This window comes from Rathayibacter rubneri, from assembly GCF_023743255.1.
In the GTDB taxonomy this organism is placed as follows: domain Bacteria; phylum Actinomycetota; class Actinomycetes; order Actinomycetales; family Microbacteriaceae; genus Rathayibacter; species Rathayibacter rubneri.
Genome location: NZ_JAMRYM010000003.1, coordinates 83,003 through 98,817 on the forward strand (window position 1 = coordinate 83,003; position 15,815 = coordinate 98,817).

Genomic DNA, 15,815 nt, shown 5'->3' on the forward strand with positions numbered 1-15,815 from the left:
CTCCGCCCCACTCCGCACCATCTCCGTGTCATCCCCGAACCGAGAACAGGACCTCCCATGGACATCTTCCGAGGCGCGCTGCGCCCCCGCACGGTCGGAGCAGTGGCCGCACTCGCCGCGCTCGGCCTTCTGCTGAGCGCGTGCAGCACCGGCAGCGCCGCGGTCACCGACGCTGACAGCGGCGACGGATCGGCCGCTCAGACGACCGCGCGAGCGACGATCGACGCCGCCCGCGCACTGCCCGAGTTCACCCTCGACGCGCCCGCCTTCGACGTGACGAAGGCCGCCGGCAAGACGGTGGTCAACGTGCCCATCACCGAGTCGATCCCCTACGTCGCCGCCGTGGACGCGGCGGAGAAGACGGTCGCCGAGAAGTACGGCGTCGACTGGATCAACTACGCGAACGCCGGCACCCCGACCGACTGGTCGAAGGGCATCGACTACGGCATCCAGATCGGTGCGGACGCGATCGTCATCCACTCCGGGATCGATCCTCAGGTCGTCATCCCCGCCCTCCAGCGCGCAAAGGAGGCCGGAATTCCCGTCCTCTCGACGCACACCTACCAGAACGGCGAGGCGCCGCCAGCGGAGGTCGCCGACCTGATCGCCGCGACCGTCACCGTGCCGTTCGACGTGGCCGCCAAGCTCGAGGCGAACTACGTCGTCGCCGAGAGCGGCTGCGCCGCCGTCCCTATCATCATCGAGGCGAAGGAGGTCCCCGCCTCCAACGGCATCGTCAAGGTGATCCAGGACGAGCTCGCGTCGCTCTGCCCCGACATGACCACCACCACGATCAACGTGCCGGCGACCTCCTGGGGCACGCAGCTCAAGCCCGAGGTGCAGTCGGCGCTCACCGCGAATCCCGATGCGGACTGGATCATCGGGATCTTCGACGACATGGTGGTGCCCGCCGTCGCCGGCATCCAAGCCTCCGGCAAGGCCGACTCCGTCCGGGTCGTCTCCTACAACGGCACGCCCTCGAACGTGAAGCTGATCCAGGACGGCGACGTGTTCGCCGCCGACATGGGCGAGAGCATCAACTGGCTCGCCTGGGCGCACGTCGACCAGACCTTCCGCGTCCTCTCCGGCGTCGACCCGATCGCGGACGGCAACGAGCAGACGCCGGTGCGCGTGATCGACGACTCGAACGTCGACGACATGGGCACGCCGCCCGGCACCGAGACCGGCTACGGCGACGCCTACATCGCTGGCTACGAGTCGCTCTGGCAGACGAACGGGAACTGAGAGCCGCATGAGCACCCGACCGCACACTCCGCCCGCAGGTGACAACCTCGTCATCCGCGGCTTCAGCAAGTCCTTCAACGGGATCCGTGTCCTGGACGGCGTCGATCTCACCCTGGGGTACGGCGAAGTGCACGGTCTGCTGGGCCAGAACGGCTCCGGCAAGTCGACGCTGATCAAGTGCCTGAACGGCGCCTACCAGCCCGACACCGGTGACCTGCTGGTCGGGGGGCGGGAGCTGCCGCTCCCCCTCCCGGCCGGCGAGTTCCAGAACCTCGGCTTGAGCTTCGTGCACCAGGACCTCGGCCTCATCCCCGAGCTGAGCGTGCTGGAGAACCTCAAGCTGGTCGACCTCAGTCGATCCCGCACGTGGCGGATCGACTGGCGCAGTGAGCGCCGTCGCACCGCGGCGGTCCTCGAGCAGTACGGTCTCGGCGACCTCGACCCTGATCGCCCCGTGTCGGCCCTCAGCCCGACCGAGCGCGCGCTGCTCGCGATCGTCCGGGCGGTGGAGGCGGTGCGCGCGAGCGCCAACCACGGTGTCCTCGTGCTCGACGAGCCGACGGTGTTCCTGCCGCGCGAAGGAGTCGAGCGCCTCTTCGGCCTCGTCCGCGACGTGTCGGCCCACGGCACCAGCGTCCTCTTCGTCTCCCACGATATCGACGAGGTGCGTGAAGTCACCGACCGGGTCACGGTGCTCCGCGACGGCCGCACGGCCGGCACCGCGGTCACCGAGGACTGCACCGAGACCACTCTGGTCGAGATGATCGTCGGCCGATCACTCGAACGCGCGGCGGAGCGCAGCGCGGTCGCTCGAGTGTCGACGGAGGTCGTGCTCACCGCGCAGTCGCTGATCACTCCGGGCCTGCGCGGCATCGACTTCGCACTGCGCGGCGGGGAGATCCTCGGCGTGACCGGCCTGGCTGGATCCGGGTTCGACGACGTGCCGTACGCCCTGTTCGGCGCGATGGCCGGCACCGAGGGGTCCCTGTCGACCACCGACGATCGGCCCGCACTTGATCTGTCGGCGGTCACGCCGATCGCGCTGCTCGAGCGGGGCATCGCGCTGGTTCCCGGCGACCGCCAGCACGACGGCGCGGCGATGGATCTCTCCGTCGGCGACAACATCACGATGCAGGTGCTCGACGACTACCGCCCGTGGCTGCTGCGCCGCGGCGAGATGGACGCGCGCTCCGCCGAGCTCGTGCGCGAGTACGACGTCCGTCCCGCCGACAGCAGGGCCGTCTACGGCTCCCTCAGCGGCGGCAACCAGCAGAAGGCGCTTCTCGCCAAGTGGATGCAGACGGACCCGCGGGTGCTGCTGCTGCACGAGCCGACACAGGGCGTCGACGTCGGAGCCCGCGAGCAGATCTTCGCGGTGCTACGTGAGGCGGCGGACAGCGGGATGGCGGTGGTTTGCGCCTCCTCCGACGCGGAGCAGCTCGCGCGCATCTGCGGCCGCGTCCTGATCCTCTCCCGCGGCGTCATCGGCGCCGAACTCGTCGGTGCCGACCTGAGCAAGGACCGCATCCTCGAGACCATCTACAACTCCGCGCCCGTCGCGGCTGTCGCCTCCTGACCGGAACGGACCTGAACATGACCACCGCAACCTTCCGCTCGGACCCGGCGAGCACCGCCGCTCCGAGACGGCGCCGAGTGAGCGTCGGCTTCACCGTGCAGCGCTACGCACTGCTGATGGCCTGGGCGCTCGTCATCCTGATCTTCAGCCTGCTGCGCCCCACGACCTACTTCAGCGCCGGCAACTTCCAGTCGATCTTCGGCTCGCAGGCCGTCCTCCTGGTCCTCGCTCTCGGCCTGCTCGTGGCACTGATCACCGGCAGTTTCGATCTCTCGATCGCGGCGAACCTCACCTTCTCCTCGATGCTGCTGGCGATCCTCGAGACCCAGGCGGGGTGGCCGCTGCCGCTCGCCGTCGTCGCCACACTCCTCTCGGGAGCTGCGATCGGCCTGGTCAACGGCTACCTCGTCGTCGAGCTCGAGATCGACTCCTTCATCGCCACCCTGGGCACGGGGACCGTCCTCCAGGGCTGCGTCCTCTGGATCTCCGGATCGCAGACCGTGTCCGGCATCAGCAACGACCTGATCAACCTCGCCGCCAACTACCGCTTCCTCGGCATCTCGCTCGGCTTCTGGTACGGCGTCGCGCTCACACTGGTCCTCGCCTACGTACTGACCTTCACCGCGGTGGGGCGGCGGATGCTGTTCGTCGGCAAGTCCAAGAACGTCGCCCGCCTCAGCGGGGTCAACGTCAAGCGAGTGCAGTGGGGATCGCTCGTCGCGGCCGGTCTGATCGCCGGGTTCGCGGGAGTCCTCTACACCGGCAGCCAGGGTGCCGCCGATCCGACCTCCGGCCTGGGGTTCATGCTGCCGGCGTTCGCTGCCTGCTATCTCGGTGCCACGGCCCTCCAGCCCGGACGGTTCAACCCGTTGGGCACGTTCATCGCCGTGTTCTTCCTCGTCAGCGGCATCACCGGCCTGCAGATCCTCGGTGCCAGTTCGTTCGTACAGCAGCTCTTCTACGGCGTCGCTCTCGTGCTGGCCGTCGCGCTGTCGCAGATCCCGCAGCGCCGGCTGCGGAAAAAGGGCTAACGGTGACCTCGCCGCTGGGCAGGTCCGCTGTGCACGTCGGCCGGCTCGGCCTGGGGTGCGCCTCGCTCGCGGGGCAGTACACGGTGGTGACGGAGGAGGATGCGGCGGCGACGGTTCGGGCGGCCTACGACGGCGGGATCCGCTACTTCGACACCGCACCGGTCTATGGTGCAGGGCTCAGCGAGGAGCGGCTCGGGTCGGCCCTCACCGCGCTCGATCGATGCGACGTCGTGATCTCGTCGAAGGTCGGTTACCTGCTCGAGCCGCTCGCCGAAGGCGACTCGGGGTGGGAGATGTTCCCCGCGTCGACGCAGAAGCACTCCTTCGATTTCAGCACCGACGGCATCCTCCGCTCCTTCGAGTCGTCGTTGAAACGGCTCGGCACCGACCGGATCGACGTCGTCTGGATCCACGATCCGGACGAGGGCGTCGGCGGGCGCGACGGGCGGCCGTACGACGAGCGGAGCCACTTCGAGGAAGTGATGCGCGAGTCCTACCCGGTCCTGACGCAGCTCCGCTCCGAGGGCCTGATCGGCGCGATTGGCGTCGGCATCAACCAATGGCAGATGCTCGTCGACTTCGTCCACGCCGGCGACTTCGACGCCTTCCTGCTCGCCGGCCGCTACTCCCTGCTCGACCACTCCGACGTACTGACGGAGCTGTTCCCCCTGTGCGAGCAGCGCAGTACCTCGATCGTCGTCGGCGGCCCCTACGCGTCGGGGATCCTCGCCAGCGGCCCGGTCCCGGGGGCGACCTTCGAGTACGCGCCCGCCTCCGAGAGCGTCCTGGATCGGGTGCGGGCGATCGAAGCGGTCTGCGCCGACTTCTCCGTCCCGCTCCCCGCCGCGGCTCTGCAGTTCTCGCTCGCGCACCCCGTCGTCGCCTCGGTGATCCCCGGCTGTCGCTCGTCCGCGGAGGTGCGACAGGCCGTCGAGTGGGTCAGCAGTGCCGTCCCGGTGGCGCTCTGGAACCGCCTCGTCGAACGCGGGCTCATCGACGAGCGGGCCGTGTCTACGCTCGTCTCCTTCGACCCCGACCACGTCGACCCCGCGCGGCCAGAACCGGAAAGGCTCTCATGAGCATCACCGAACCCCTCCTCGGCAAGGTCTGCCTCGTCACGGGAGCCGCTAGCGGAATCGGGCGCGCGATCGCGATCGAGTGCGCCCGTCAGGGAGCCGCGTTCGTCGTCGTCACCGACCTCTCGGCCGACGCCCTTCAGGCGACCGCAGCGCTCGTCTCCGAGGCGGGTGCTCAGACGCTCATTCACCCCTGCGACCTGCGCGACGAGGCCGCCATCGCGGGACTGATGGCCGATACTGTCGAGCGCTTCGGCCGAATCGACGTGCTGATCAACAACGCGGCCGTGCACGAGAAGGCCCTCGCTCCGCAGTCCGAGACGACGACCGACACCCTCGCCACCCGGATCTGGGACCTCGTGATGGAGGTCAACGTGCGCGGCAGCTGGCTCACCACCAAGTACGCCGCCGAGCGGATGCGCCTGACCGGCGGCGGCGCGATCGTCAACGCGGCCTCGCAGCAGGGCTTCGTCGGCACACCCGCACAGCCGGCCTACAACGCCAGCAAGGGCGCCGTCATCCAGCTGACCCGCAGCGCCGCAGTGGATCTCGCGCCCTACGGCATCCGGGTGAACGCTTTCGCGCCGGGAGCCGTGGACACCCCGATGGTCAGCGAGATCTTCGACCGCCAGGACGACCCGGAGACAGCGATGGCGCGCATGCTCGAGACCTACCTGATCAAGCGACTCGGCACTCCCGAGGACATCGCCGCCGCGGCCTGCTTCCTCGCCTCCGACGCCGCGGCCTTCGTCACCGGGACCGTGCTCGTCGTCGACGGCGGACAGACCGCCTGGCGTTGACTTGTGAGGCGACGGGACCCTCGACCCAGGGCATGCACTGCTCCCCTCGGGAGCCGACGCGCTCACCCGGCGGACGGCCCGTCGCTGAAGGACTTCGTAGGCCTCCGCCTGATCGATCGGACGGTCATCCTTCACGCGGACGGACTTCTGCCGCCCTACCCGCCGGAGCTGACCGCGACGACATTGAAGACGTCACATTGCTCTACGTCGGCGGCGCGCTCACCGCGCTCGGAATCGGCACCTTCTACGCCGTCGGCCAGGCGCTCCTGCTAAATGTGCTTCCCGAGCGCGAGACCGATGCAGGGCGCTACATGGGCATCATCGGATTCGATGCAACCATCCCGCAGTCGATCGCCCCCTCATCACCCCGCTCTCGGGAAATAGCGTCCCCCAACTCCGCTCTCGGCTGTGCTGCCGCGAAAATGAGGATAATTTCAAGTACCATAGAGATGATGGCGACTCCGACGTCCACGACCTTGTCGCTCAACGAGGGCCCACGCATGATCGAGTCCGGCGAGCTCAGTAGGACGGCCTCTACTGCGTTCATCATCACGCAAGCATGGCCCACCGCCATGAAATGGCAAGGTCGTGGTCTAGCTGATTGCGGTCGTCCTCACTGGGGCCGCTCCGACAGATGCAAGTAAGCCGGAACCCTCTGAGGTTCCAGTCTTTCCGCGGTGCGCCGTGCGGCGCTTAGCGGCTCCTGTCGCCACGTTCCCGGGTGCGGGTGGGTACGTGGTGTGGAGCCCCGGTGCGGTTGCCACTGCGGCTGGGAGAGGACACGGCGTCCTGCGGAGGCCGGCCCTGGTTGGTGGAGGCGCGCATGCGCACGGTGATGTCCTCGGCACTGACCCCCGCACCCTCCAGGCTTGCCGCATACGCCTCGCGGCGCTCAGCGATGTCGTAGGCGTTACCGGCGTCGGCGCGCAGCGCTGTGGACTCCGCGGAACCCTGCAGAGACTGATCGCCTTCGGCCGACTGGGCGCGCTGCTCGCTCGGGTTGTCTGCTTCGTCGACGCCGCGGGGCGCGTCCTGATCGGGCGTCCGCCCCGCGCGTTCGAGCTGGTCGATGACATCCCTGGGACGGTCGCGGTCCTCGGTCGGGTTGGCGGCTCGGTCGAGTCGGTCGGCTTCCGCGATGAGCTGCACGGCCTCTGTGCGCTCCTCGCTAGCCCTGGCCCGCTCGTCGGCTACGAGGGTGGTGACGTCCACCCCGTGTCGCTCCTGGACCTCCCGCGCGATGACGTCAGACGCAGCGGCTGCGGCGGGTTCGAAGTCCTTCCACTCGGTCGCCGTTTCGGCCAGTCGGGCGATGTCGGGGATGGTGGCGTTGTTCCACCACTCGGGCTGGTTCAGGACGTCGAGCTGCGCTCGGGCGACGGAGCGCTCCGCCTCGAACCGTGTCGACAGCTCCCGCGCGGCGTCGGTGTCTCGGCGCTGCGCTTCTCGGGCCATTTCCTCGCGCAGTCGCGCGAACTTCTCGCCCATCTGCATCGCGACAATCAGTGCTGTGCGTGCGGCCGCGTTGAGGTCTTCCTCGACGCCGCCGTCGTCTGCGTCACTCATGATCGCTCCCCTTCGTTGTGATCGGCTCTGTCATCGGTCGCGGTCATCGTCGCGTCCCCGTCCCGGGATCAGCGGTGGCAGATCGTCCACCGGAATCCGCTCCGTGCGCTCGACCTTCGACGGGACGGGGGACCCTTCTCCGTAGCCGCGTTTCGAGTTGCGCCGCTGCATCAGCAGGCGATCCTCCGCCGACAGGTTGGGCGTCGCCGTGCTCTCCCGCTGCGGTGCCGGCGTGGTCTTCGCGGCGTCCGGGATGGCGGGCATCCGCTCGGACACGCGCATCATCCGCTGCTCCATCATCGAGCGCACATCGTGGGCGCGTCGCGCGTCGCCGGCTGCCTTGTGCATGCGGTAGATCGACATGCTCAGCTTCACCAGCTCGCGCATCAGCAGCGCCTCAGCCATGCCCGGCTTACCGGACTGCGCGAGCTGCATCAGCACCATGGCGTTGCCCGCTGCGGACGAGCGCTGCACCGGTCGCGCCGTCGACTCGTGCGCGCGCAGATGCGCCGTGCGTGCCAGCGATCGCGCGGCATCCGCGAGCGGCCCCGGGGTCGCCGTCCGATGCCGCCCGGCCACTAGCCGCCTCAGCCGAGGAAGTGGGCGGTCATCGTTCCACCGACTGCTCGCACAGCGGTCGCCGGCTGCACGGCTCCGCCGAGCACGCCCGCCGAGGTGATCGCCTCGAGGACGGGGCCGTCGAGGACGACCCTGACCACGCCGCCGCTGTGCGGCGCGCTCCAGTCGTCCTCCCCCGCGCGCTCGAGGACGACGGCGTCCTCGGACCGGACGAGGGCCGCGACGACGACGTCGCCCGCCCGCAGCTCGAGCCGCTCGCCCGCCTCCCGCGGGGTCCACTCGAGGTCGACCGCGCGGCCCTCGACCCGGCCGAGATCGGCTCGTCCCGTCCGCGCCGCCTCGAGCGAGGGGTGGGGAGTCACGACCAGGCGGCCGTCCCGCGCCGCGAGGACGTGAGGGACGCTGAGCGCGCTGCTCCAGCCCGCCTCGTGGTCCTCCACTCCGCGCATCCAGAACATCAGGCACGGCCGGCCCTCCGCGTCGCGGAAGAAGGACGGCGCGTAGTAGGAGCCGCCGAAGCTCAGCCGCCCCCAGGTCTCGGCCTCGAACCGGCCGTCGGAGTAGGTGCCGACGCCGTATCCGGCGTAGTGGAGCACGTCGTCGTCCCAGACCGAGCTCACCAGTGCGTGCACTCCGTCGACCTCGATGATCTGCGGGCACTCCCACAGGGCGCCGACCCAGACCGGCTCGCGCTCGGCGGTGTTCCGGCGCGCGGCGACGCCGTCGGCGTCCCAGTGCTCGAGGTCGGTCGAGGTGTAGGTGACCGCGAGGGCGTCCCCTCCGCGCGTTCCTGCCCCGACGAACATGCGCCAGCGGTCGCCCTCGCGGGTGATGAACGGATCGCGGAAGGCGATCAGATCGAGATCGTCGGGGGTCTCGAGCAGGACGGCGCCCTTCTCCCAGGTGTCCCAGGAGTCGTCCGTGGCGCGAGCGATGCGGATGCGCCCCCGCCCGAGATCCGGCTGCACGGTGGACGTGTACAGGATCACCGCGCCGTCCGGGGTGTCGACGAGGCTGCCCGTCCAGATGCCGTCGTCGCCGTCTCCGGGCGCGAGCGCCACCGGACGGCGATCCCAGTGCAGGAGGTCGGGTCCGACCGCGTGCCCCCAGTGGCAGTTCGGCGCCCAGACCGTGCTGTCGGGGACGTACTGGTGGAAGAGGTGGTACCGCCCGTCGTGGAAGGTGATGCCGTGCGGGTCGTTGATCCATCCCGTGTCGGCGGTGAAGTGGATCAGCGGCCGCGTCATGCGCGTCCCCCGTCGAAGCGCCGGCGGATGTCGGCCGCCTGCTCGCGGTTGCCGCGCTCCCACTCGTCGATCTGCGCGCGCCGCTCCTCCCGGAGCGCGTCGCGTGCCGCCGTGAACGCCGTCATGCGGTCGGCGGCCGCGGCCCGCGCCGCCCGCTGCTCCTCGCTCAGCGGAGGGAGCTCGCTCGTGATCACCCGGTCCACCGGGCGCAGGGGCAGCCGCTCGGCGACCGGGGGCACCTCGAGGATCGGCGAGGGCAGCGTCTGGTACCAGTACGCGGTGGAGGACCAGTCGTCCGAGAGGTGGTTGCCGTGACCGTGCTCGAAGGTCACCTTGATCCGCTTCTCGAAGCGGATGGGATCGACCAGGTGGAACCGGTAGCTGTGGTGGAACCCCGGGACGTCCTCCTCGTGCACGATCGTCCCGTTGAACTGGTAGGCGTTGCGCTGCATGCCCCAGGCGTGGCCGAAGTAGTCCTCCATGCCGGTCCCGTGCAGGCTCGGCGGCCAGGTGTCGTCGTCGATGAAGATCATGTCGTCGCCCTCCCCCCACCAGGAGCCCTGGAAGTGCCTGACCGCCAGCGTGCAGCCCACGTAGTGGCCGCGCCCCTCGGTCTCGAGGGCGACGTAGTTGTCGTCCCCGGTGAGGTTCGCCACCGTCGTCTCGATGCTGTTCGCCTGGAGGTCGGGGCCCCAGCCGACGTTAGGGAGGGCACGGCGCCAGTGCGCGTGGAAGTAGAGGGTGTCCTCGGGGAGCGGCTCGGGCGACAGCTCGTAGTCGATGTAGAAGTACTGCAGGTACGGGATGTCGTTCTGGTTCTCGACGACCACTCGGGCGCGCGACCCGAAGGGCATGCGGAAGTAGCTGTTGAAGGCGGCGCTGCCCCCGAAGGAGTGCAGCTCCGGCTCCTTGGCCGAGACCGAGAGCGGGAGGGAGTCGTAGCTGCCCGAGAGCGAGTTCATCAGGCCGAAGAAGTCCCCGAGCGGAGCGACGACGCTCGGCGTCTCCTGGTCGTCCCAGTAGATCTTCAGCAGGATCTTGCGGTAGTAGTCCGGGTCGACGACCTCCCAGCTCACGCCGAGAGCGTTGTGGATCTCGAGCATCGGCACCCCGACGACCGCCGGATCGATCTGGCCCGGGCCGGGCTGGATGCGGCAGGACTGGGTCATCCAGATGTGGGTGATGGCGCCGGGGCCCTGGATGTCGGCGAGGGTGCGCTCCTCGCCGGGCATGACGATCCAGTTGTCGCGGTTGCGGCCGGTCTGGTCGAAGCTCGATGCGCGGGCGGACCGCCCGGGCCGGGCCCTCGTGAGGTCGCCCAGGAGTCCTCCGGGAGTGATCGGATCGGTCATCATCGTCCTTCCTGCGGAGCGGCGTCGCTCCGGCTGTTCAGCTGTGCCGACATCGAAACGTTTGCGCGGCGGTTGCGATCATATGCACGACGGTCGACGCGCTGCAATGCGAAGATGGGCGGATCCGGGATCCGGAAGTCCGCGCGAAAAGGTTTGATCGGAGTCGCATGGCCACGATGGTGCAGGTCGCAAGCCTCGCGGGGGTGTCGACGTCCACGGTGTCGCACGTCCTGAACGGGACGCGGCCGGTGGATCCCGCCACGCGGCGCCGCGTGATGGACGCGATCGAGAAGACGAACTACCGCCAGGACACCCTGGCGCGGGCGATGCGGCGCGCACGTTCCGACAGCATCGGCCTGGTGGTGTCGGACGCCGGCGAGCCCGCCTTCGCCGCCATGGTGCACGGTGTCGAGGACGCGGTCGCGGCCGAGGGCATGACGCTGATCCTCGCGAACTCGTCCGAGGACCAGGTGCGCGAGGCCAGGGCCGTGCACGCCCTCCTGGGCCGCAGGGTCGACGGGCTCATCCTCGCGCGCTCGGCGGACTCCGGCGAGGCCGGGCTGGACGATCTGGGCCCGTCCGCTCCGCCGGTCGTCCTGCTCGACCGCATCTTCGACGACGCGCCCTTCGATCAGGTCGGGGCCGACAACCGCGAGAGCATGCGCCGACTCGTCGAGCACCTCCGCGCAGCGGGGCATCAGCGGTTCGTCCTCCTCGCCGGGGACCAGCGCGTCCCCACGCTGCGGGAGCGGGCCGCCGGGTTCCAGGACGCCCTCGGCGACTCGGACCGGCGCCTCTGCACCGTCCTCGAGGGCAGGGATCCGGAGGCCGACCGCCGCGGCCTGCAGGAGGCCCTCGCCGGCGATCCCCCACCGTCGGTCGTGATCGCGTCCAGCACCCCGCTCGCCGCTCAGGCACTGGGACTCCTCCGCGACCGGGGCCTCCTCATCCCCCGCGACATCGCCTTCGCGACCTTCGACGGGTTCGACCACTCCGACCTCTTCGAGCCCGCCCTGACGACGATCCGCCAGCCCGGTTTCGACATCGGCGGGGCGGCGGTGAAGCTGCTGCTCGAGCGCATCGCGCGCCCCTCGGGCAGCCCCCGGATCGTGCGCCTGCGCCAGAGACTCGAACTGCGGGCCTCCACCGAGGACTTCGCCTTCGCGTCCCGATCGTGACTTGACAGGGCGCCGGAGCCGCTCCTACTGTCGACCATCGACCGAGCAAACGTTTCGCGCAATCGTTTCGATGGATTGCCGGTCTTCAGACCACCCCACATCAAAGGAGATGCCATGTTCGGTCACCGGACCGACCCGAAGAGCACGACGATCGCCGCGGCGATCGTCCTGACGCTCGCCAGCACCGCCGCTCTGACCGGCTGCTCGACCGCCGGTGGCGGAGACTCCGCCGACGGCACGACGACGATCGCCCTCTCGATGCAGAACCCGGACGTCGAGACGGCCGACCCCGCCACCTGGGCGATCATCCAGGCGTTCGAGGCCGCGAACCCCGACATCGACGTCGAGGTCACCGGGCAGGCCGTCGCCGAGCACCTGCAGAGCCTCTCCATCGCCGCGCAGAGCGACACTCTGCCCGACGTGTTCTGGGTCTACAAGGCGACCGCCGAGGACATGCTCGACGCAGGCCGGCTCCTCGACCTCACTCCGGTGCTCGACGAGCTCGAGCTCACCGAGCGGTTCCCCGAGAGCACCGTCGCGAACTTCACGAAGGACGACGTCCAGTACGGCGTCCCGTACCAGGGCCTGCTGACCGGCCTCTGGTACAACGAGAAGATCCTCGCCGACAACGGCCTCGAGGTCCCCACGACGTTCGAGGATCTCGTCGAGGTCGCGGACAGGCTGAGCGACAAGGGCATCGTCACGATCTCCAACGGCGCGAACCAGTCGTCCTTCAGTGTCTGGTCCTTCCTCGTGTGGCTGGACCGCTTCGGCTACGAGGACCGGATCGACGGCATCCTCGACGGCTCCGACAGCTACTCGAACCCCGACTTCCTGCGCATGTACGAGCACATCGCCGAGCTGCGCGACGCCGGCGCCTTCGCCACGAACGTGTCGACCCAGACCTACCAGCAGGCCGTCGACCAGTTCCTCCAGGGGAAGGCCGCCATGCTCGACGCCGGAGTCTGGGCCTCCAGCGCCATCCAGGAGTCCGAGGTCGCCGCAGACACGGGCTTCTGGGCCGGTCCGCAGTTCAGCGACGGGGTCGGCGAGCAGAACATCGTGATGAACGTCGCCTCCGCACCGCTCGTCGTCGATCACAAGGTGGCCGACGACCCCGCGAAGCTCGCGGCCGTCGAGAAGCTCCTCGCCTTCTACTACAGCGACGAGGCGCAGCAGCTGATGGTCGACAACGGCCAGCCCCCGGTCACCGACTACGAGCCGCAGCTCGACGCCACGACGCAGAGCGCCCTCAAGAGCGCGCTCGACGCGACCACGGCCGACGGAGTCACGAGCCCCGAGACCCAGCCCGACCTGCTCGTCTCGACCGCCGTCTCCAGCGCCATGTACGACAGCATCTACGGCGTCATCCAGGACCAGCTCACGCCGCAGCAGGCGGTCGAGCTGGTGCAGAAGGCCCTCGACGCGGGTCAGTGACCCATCCGGGCGGAGCCGCGCCCGCGGCTCCGCCCTCCTCCTGACCGCCACTCCCGAATCGAGATCCCGCTATGACCTGGGTCAGCTCACGCTGGAAGATCGCCCTGATGCTCCTCCCGGCGCTCGTGTTCTTCACCGCGTTCGTCGTCTACCCCGTGCTGTACTCGCTCGGCTACAGCTTCACCGACTTCGCCGGCTTCGGCGCAGCGACCTTCACCGGCCTCGGGAACTACGTCGCCCTCGGCTCCGACCCCTTCTTCTGGCAGGCCCTGTCGAACACGGTGATCATCCTCGTGGTGAGCCTCGCCGTGCTGATCCCGTCCTCGTTCGCTCTGGCACTGCTGCTGCAGCGGCAGCGCCGCGGCGGAGGACTGCTCCGGGCCCTCGTCTTCGGACCGGCGATCATCGCCCCGATCCTCGTCGGGCTGATCTGGGTCTTCATCCTCGACCCCAAGATCGGACTCCTGAACCGGCTGCTCGCGCCTCTGGGGGTCGGCGAGATCCAGTGGATCGGAGGCGACACCCTCACCCCGTACGCCGTCTCACTCGTCTTCATCTGGAGCAGCATCGGCTTCGCGATGACCATCTTCTACGCGGGTCTCCAGCAGCTCCCGGCCGACGTCCTCGAGGCGAGCGACATCGACGGGGCGTCCGGAGGGCAGCGGCTTCGCTACGTGGTCGTGCCGATGATGAACGAGACGTTCGGCATCGTGACGATCCTGCTGATCACCAACGTGTTCAAGATCTTCGAGCTCGTGTACATGCTCACCGGCGGCGGCCCCGTCCACCGCTCCGAGACCCTCGTGAGCTACATGTACTTCGTCACCTTCACGAACCAGAACTACGGATCCGGCATGGCCATCGCCGTGATCGTGTTCGTCCTCGGCGCGGTCGTCTCCGGCGCCTACCTCGCACTCTCCCGCCGACGGAGCATCGCATGAGCACCCTGACCACGCCGCCCACCGCCTCCCCCGCCCTCACCCCGCCCGGCCGGCAGCCGACGACCCCCGGACGCGGCCCCTGGCGCGCTCGCGCGCGACGGGCGTCGATCATCACCGGGATAGCCGCCTACCTGGTGACGTTCCTCATCGTCCTGCCGATCCTCTGGATCGCGCTGCTCTCCCTGCAGCCCAGCGACAAGATCCTCTCGGACCCGTTCTCGTTGCTCTCCCTCACGCTCGACAACTACGTGAACGTGATCGGGTCGCTGCCCCTGCTGCAGATGTACCTGAACACCCTCGTGATCGCCGTGGTGTCGGTCCTCGTCGGCGCCGTCGTGTCGTTCATGGCGAGCTACGCCCTGACCCGCATGATCTTCAAGCGGCCCAAGGCGCAGTCCGCGCTGCGCTTCTACCTGCTCGCCGGCCTGGCGGTCCCCGTCTACGTCCTCCTCTTCCCCATCTACCGCCTCGACCTGGCACTGGGGATCTTCGGGACGTTCGCCGCGGTGATCCTGCCCTACATCGCCGTCTCGATCCCCTTCAACACCCTGCTGCTGACGGGCTTCCTGCGGGAGTTCCCCACCGAGCTCGAGGAAGCGGCGATCATCGACGGCGCCGGGCTGTTCCGCATCTGCCGCTCCGTCGTCCTGCCGGTGATGAAACCGGTCATCGCGACCGTCCTCATCTTCAACGTCGTCTACGTGTTCAACGAGTTCCCGTTCGTCTCGATCCTGCTGAACAACCCCGACATGGCGACGGTCTCGCTCGCGGTCTCCCGCTTCCAGGGGCAGTACACGGTCGACTACGGCGCGATGATGGCCGCGGCGACCCTGGTCCTGCTCCCCCAGCTCATCATCTACGCCGTCTTCCAGCGGCAGGTCATCGCCGGCCTGACCGCCGGGGCGGTCAAGGGATGATCGCGCCGGTCCTCGTCCTCGGCGACGTCCTCATCGACGAGATGCGGACGCCGGCGGGCTCGGTCGACGTCCCTGGCGGGTCCGCCCTCAACGTCGCCGTCGGTCTGGCCGCTCTCGGGGTCCCCTCGGTCCTCGCCGGGATGGTCGGCGCCGACGCGGCCGGCACCCTGCTGCGCACCCACCTGGCGCGGCACGGCGTGCCCCTGCTCGCCACGGCGGCCCCGTGGGGCACCGGGCGCGCCGTCTCGGACCGCACCGACGGCGAGCCCCGCTACTCGTTCTCCCCGGCATCCCGCTCGCGCACCCTCGTGCCCTCCTCTGCCCTGCGCCGAGCCGCCGAGCGCGCCGCAACGGTGGTCGTCAGCGGGTTCCCCTTCGACGTCCCGGCCGAGGTCGAGACGCTGCGCGACCTCGTCCGGCCGGGCGCGCGGCTGATGATCGACGCCAATCCCCGGCCCGGCCTTCTGCACGAGGCGCCGGCGTTCGCCGACGGACTCCTCGAGTTGGCCGCCCGCGCCGCCCTGGTGAAGATCGGCACGGAGGACGCGGAGCTCGTCTTCGGCCTCGGCCTGGCCGACACGACCGAGCGGCTCCTCGCGGCCGGCGCCGAGGCGGTCCTCGAGACCGCCGGCCCGCAGGGAGCGGCACTCGTCCGCCGCGAAGGGCGCACTGCCGTTCCGATCGCCCCGGCGCCGGGGCCGATCGTCGACACGATGGGTGCGGGCGACGCGACGTTCGCCGTGATCGTGGCCGCGCTGGCGGCCGGGGACGCGGATCCGCACGCCGTGCTGACGTGGGCGATGGCCGTCGCCGCGGCGACGATCCGCGCCGAGGGCGGACTCCTCCGGCTCCCCGCCGGCTGATCCGACG

Annotated in this window: 14 protein-coding genes; 10 read left to right on the forward strand and 4 right to left on the reverse strand. The window is 69.5% G+C overall.

Features of this window, described 5'->3' with window-relative positions:
* Positions 1–57: 57 nt before the first annotated feature.
* From NB037_RS02175 to NB037_RS02195, 5 genes are read left to right on the forward strand one after another with little or no spacing between them, the layout of a single operon-like run.
* Positions 58–1,245 carry a sugar ABC transporter substrate-binding protein gene (locus tag NB037_RS02175; protein WP_251943221.1) on the forward strand — a complete coding sequence of 396 codons (1,188 nt, stop codon included), beginning with the start codon at positions 58–60 and terminating at the stop codon, positions 1,243–1,245.
* Between the two features lie 7 nt (positions 1,246–1,252).
* On the forward strand, positions 1,253–2,821 hold the full coding sequence (locus NB037_RS02180; protein ID WP_251943223.1) for a sugar ABC transporter ATP-binding protein: 1,569 nt from the start codon (positions 1,253–1,255) through the stop codon (positions 2,819–2,821).
* Between the two features lie 17 nt (positions 2,822–2,838).
* The gene (locus tag NB037_RS02185) at positions 2,839–3,852 is read left to right on the forward strand and encodes an ABC transporter permease (RefSeq protein ID WP_251943225.1); all 1,014 of its coding nucleotides are present in this window, start codon (positions 2,839–2,841) and stop codon (positions 3,850–3,852) included.
* A gap of 2 nt (positions 3,853–3,854) precedes the next feature.
* Positions 3,855–4,931 (forward strand): aldo/keto reductase, encoded by a 1,077-nt coding sequence (locus NB037_RS02190; protein ID WP_251943226.1) that lies wholly within the window; start codon positions 3,855–3,857, stop codon positions 4,929–4,931.
* Entirely contained in the window at positions 4,928–5,728 is an 801-nt protein-coding gene (locus tag NB037_RS02195) for an SDR family NAD(P)-dependent oxidoreductase (RefSeq protein ID WP_251943228.1), read from the forward strand. Before NB037_RS02190 ends, NB037_RS02195 begins: the two co-directional genes overlap by 4 nt.
* 693 nt (positions 5,729–6,421) lie before the next feature.
* Here NB037_RS02195 and NB037_RS02200 read toward each other — a convergent pair.
* The 4 genes from NB037_RS02200 to NB037_RS02215 form a co-directional block, all read right to left on the reverse strand.
* The gene (locus NB037_RS02200; protein ID WP_251943230.1) at positions 6,422–7,294 is read right to left on the reverse strand and encodes a hypothetical protein; all 873 of its coding nucleotides are present in this window, start codon (positions 7,292–7,294) and stop codon (positions 6,422–6,424) included.
* A 30-nt stretch (positions 7,295–7,324) separates the two neighbouring features.
* On the reverse strand, positions 7,325–7,738 hold the full coding sequence (locus NB037_RS02205) for a hypothetical protein (RefSeq protein ID WP_251943232.1): 414 nt from the start codon (positions 7,736–7,738) through the stop codon (positions 7,325–7,327).
* A gap of 143 nt (positions 7,739–7,881) precedes the next feature.
* Positions 7,882–9,120: a glycoside hydrolase family 32 protein gene (locus NB037_RS02210; RefSeq protein WP_251943234.1), complete on the reverse strand. Its 1,239-nt coding sequence runs from the start codon at positions 9,118–9,120 to the stop codon at positions 7,882–7,884.
* The gene (locus tag NB037_RS02215; RefSeq protein WP_251943236.1) at positions 9,117–10,472 is read right to left on the reverse strand and encodes a glycoside hydrolase family 172 protein; all 1,356 of its coding nucleotides are present in this window, start codon (positions 10,470–10,472) and stop codon (positions 9,117–9,119) included. Before NB037_RS02215 ends, NB037_RS02210 begins: the two co-directional genes overlap by 4 nt.
* 176 nt (positions 10,473–10,648) lie before the next feature.
* Between NB037_RS02215 and NB037_RS02220 the strand changes: the two genes are divergently transcribed.
* The 5 genes from NB037_RS02220 (at position 10,649) to NB037_RS02240 (ending at position 15,808) form a co-directional block, all read left to right on the forward strand.
* Entirely contained in the window at positions 10,649–11,650 is a 1,002-nt protein-coding gene (locus tag NB037_RS02220; RefSeq protein ID WP_251943238.1) for a LacI family DNA-binding transcriptional regulator, read from the forward strand.
* Between the two features lie 114 nt (positions 11,651–11,764).
* Positions 11,765–13,087, forward strand: coding sequence for an ABC transporter substrate-binding protein (locus NB037_RS02225; protein ID WP_251943240.1), 1,323 nt, complete (start codon positions 11,765–11,767; stop codon positions 13,085–13,087).
* A 71-nt stretch (positions 13,088–13,158) separates the two neighbouring features.
* Positions 13,159–14,028 carry a carbohydrate ABC transporter permease gene (locus tag NB037_RS02230; protein WP_251943242.1) on the forward strand — a complete coding sequence of 290 codons (870 nt, stop codon included), beginning with the start codon at positions 13,159–13,161 and terminating at the stop codon, positions 14,026–14,028.
* The gene (locus NB037_RS02235) at positions 14,025–14,945 is read left to right on the forward strand and encodes a carbohydrate ABC transporter permease (RefSeq protein ID WP_251943244.1); all 921 of its coding nucleotides are present in this window, start codon (positions 14,025–14,027) and stop codon (positions 14,943–14,945) included. Before NB037_RS02230 ends, NB037_RS02235 begins: the two co-directional genes overlap by 4 nt.
* Positions 14,942–15,808, forward strand: a complete 867-nt coding sequence (locus NB037_RS02240) for a carbohydrate kinase family protein (protein ID WP_251943246.1) — start codon at positions 14,942–14,944, stop codon at positions 15,806–15,808. Before NB037_RS02235 ends, NB037_RS02240 begins: the two co-directional genes overlap by 4 nt.
* Positions 15,809–15,815: the final 7 nt, after the last annotated feature.

What these genes read in the sequence shown, in the direction of transcription:
- NB037_RS02175 (WP_251943221.1), top strand. Translation starts at nt 58, where the DNA reads ATGGACATCTTCCGAGGCGCGCTGCGCCCCCGCACGGTCGGAGCAGTG.
- NB037_RS02180 (WP_251943223.1), top strand. Translation starts at nt 1,253, where the DNA reads ATGAGCACCCGACCGCACACTCCGCCCGCAGGTGACAACCTCGTCATC.
- NB037_RS02185 (WP_251943225.1), top strand. Translation starts at nt 2,839, where the DNA reads ATGACCACCGCAACCTTCCGCTCGGACCCGGCGAGCACCGCCGCTCCG.
- NB037_RS02195 (WP_251943228.1), top strand. Translation starts at nt 4,928, where the DNA reads ATGAGCATCACCGAACCCCTCCTCGGCAAGGTCTGCCTCGTCACGGGA.
- NB037_RS02200 (WP_251943230.1), bottom strand. Translation starts at nt 7,294, where the DNA reads ATGAGTGACGCAGACGACGGCGGCGTCGAGGAAGACCTCAACGCGGCC.
- NB037_RS02205 (WP_251943232.1), bottom strand. Translation starts at nt 7,738, where the DNA reads ATGGTGCTGATGCAGCTCGCGCAGTCCGGTAAGCCGGGCATGGCTGAG.
- NB037_RS02210 (WP_251943234.1), bottom strand. Translation starts at nt 9,120, where the DNA reads ATGACGCGGCCGCTGATCCACTTCACCGCCGACACGGGATGGATCAAC.
- NB037_RS02215 (WP_251943236.1), bottom strand. Translation starts at nt 10,472, where the DNA reads ATGACCGATCCGATCACTCCCGGAGGACTCCTGGGCGACCTCACGAGG.
- NB037_RS02220 (WP_251943238.1), top strand. Translation starts at nt 10,649, where the DNA reads ATGGTGCAGGTCGCAAGCCTCGCGGGGGTGTCGACGTCCACGGTGTCG.
- NB037_RS02225 (WP_251943240.1), top strand. Translation starts at nt 11,765, where the DNA reads ATGTTCGGTCACCGGACCGACCCGAAGAGCACGACGATCGCCGCGGCG.
- NB037_RS02230 (WP_251943242.1), top strand. Translation starts at nt 13,159, where the DNA reads ATGACCTGGGTCAGCTCACGCTGGAAGATCGCCCTGATGCTCCTCCCG.
- NB037_RS02235 (WP_251943244.1), top strand. Translation starts at nt 14,025, where the DNA reads ATGAGCACCCTGACCACGCCGCCCACCGCCTCCCCCGCCCTCACCCCG.
- NB037_RS02240 (WP_251943246.1), top strand. Translation starts at nt 14,942, where the DNA reads ATGATCGCGCCGGTCCTCGTCCTCGGCGACGTCCTCATCGACGAGATG.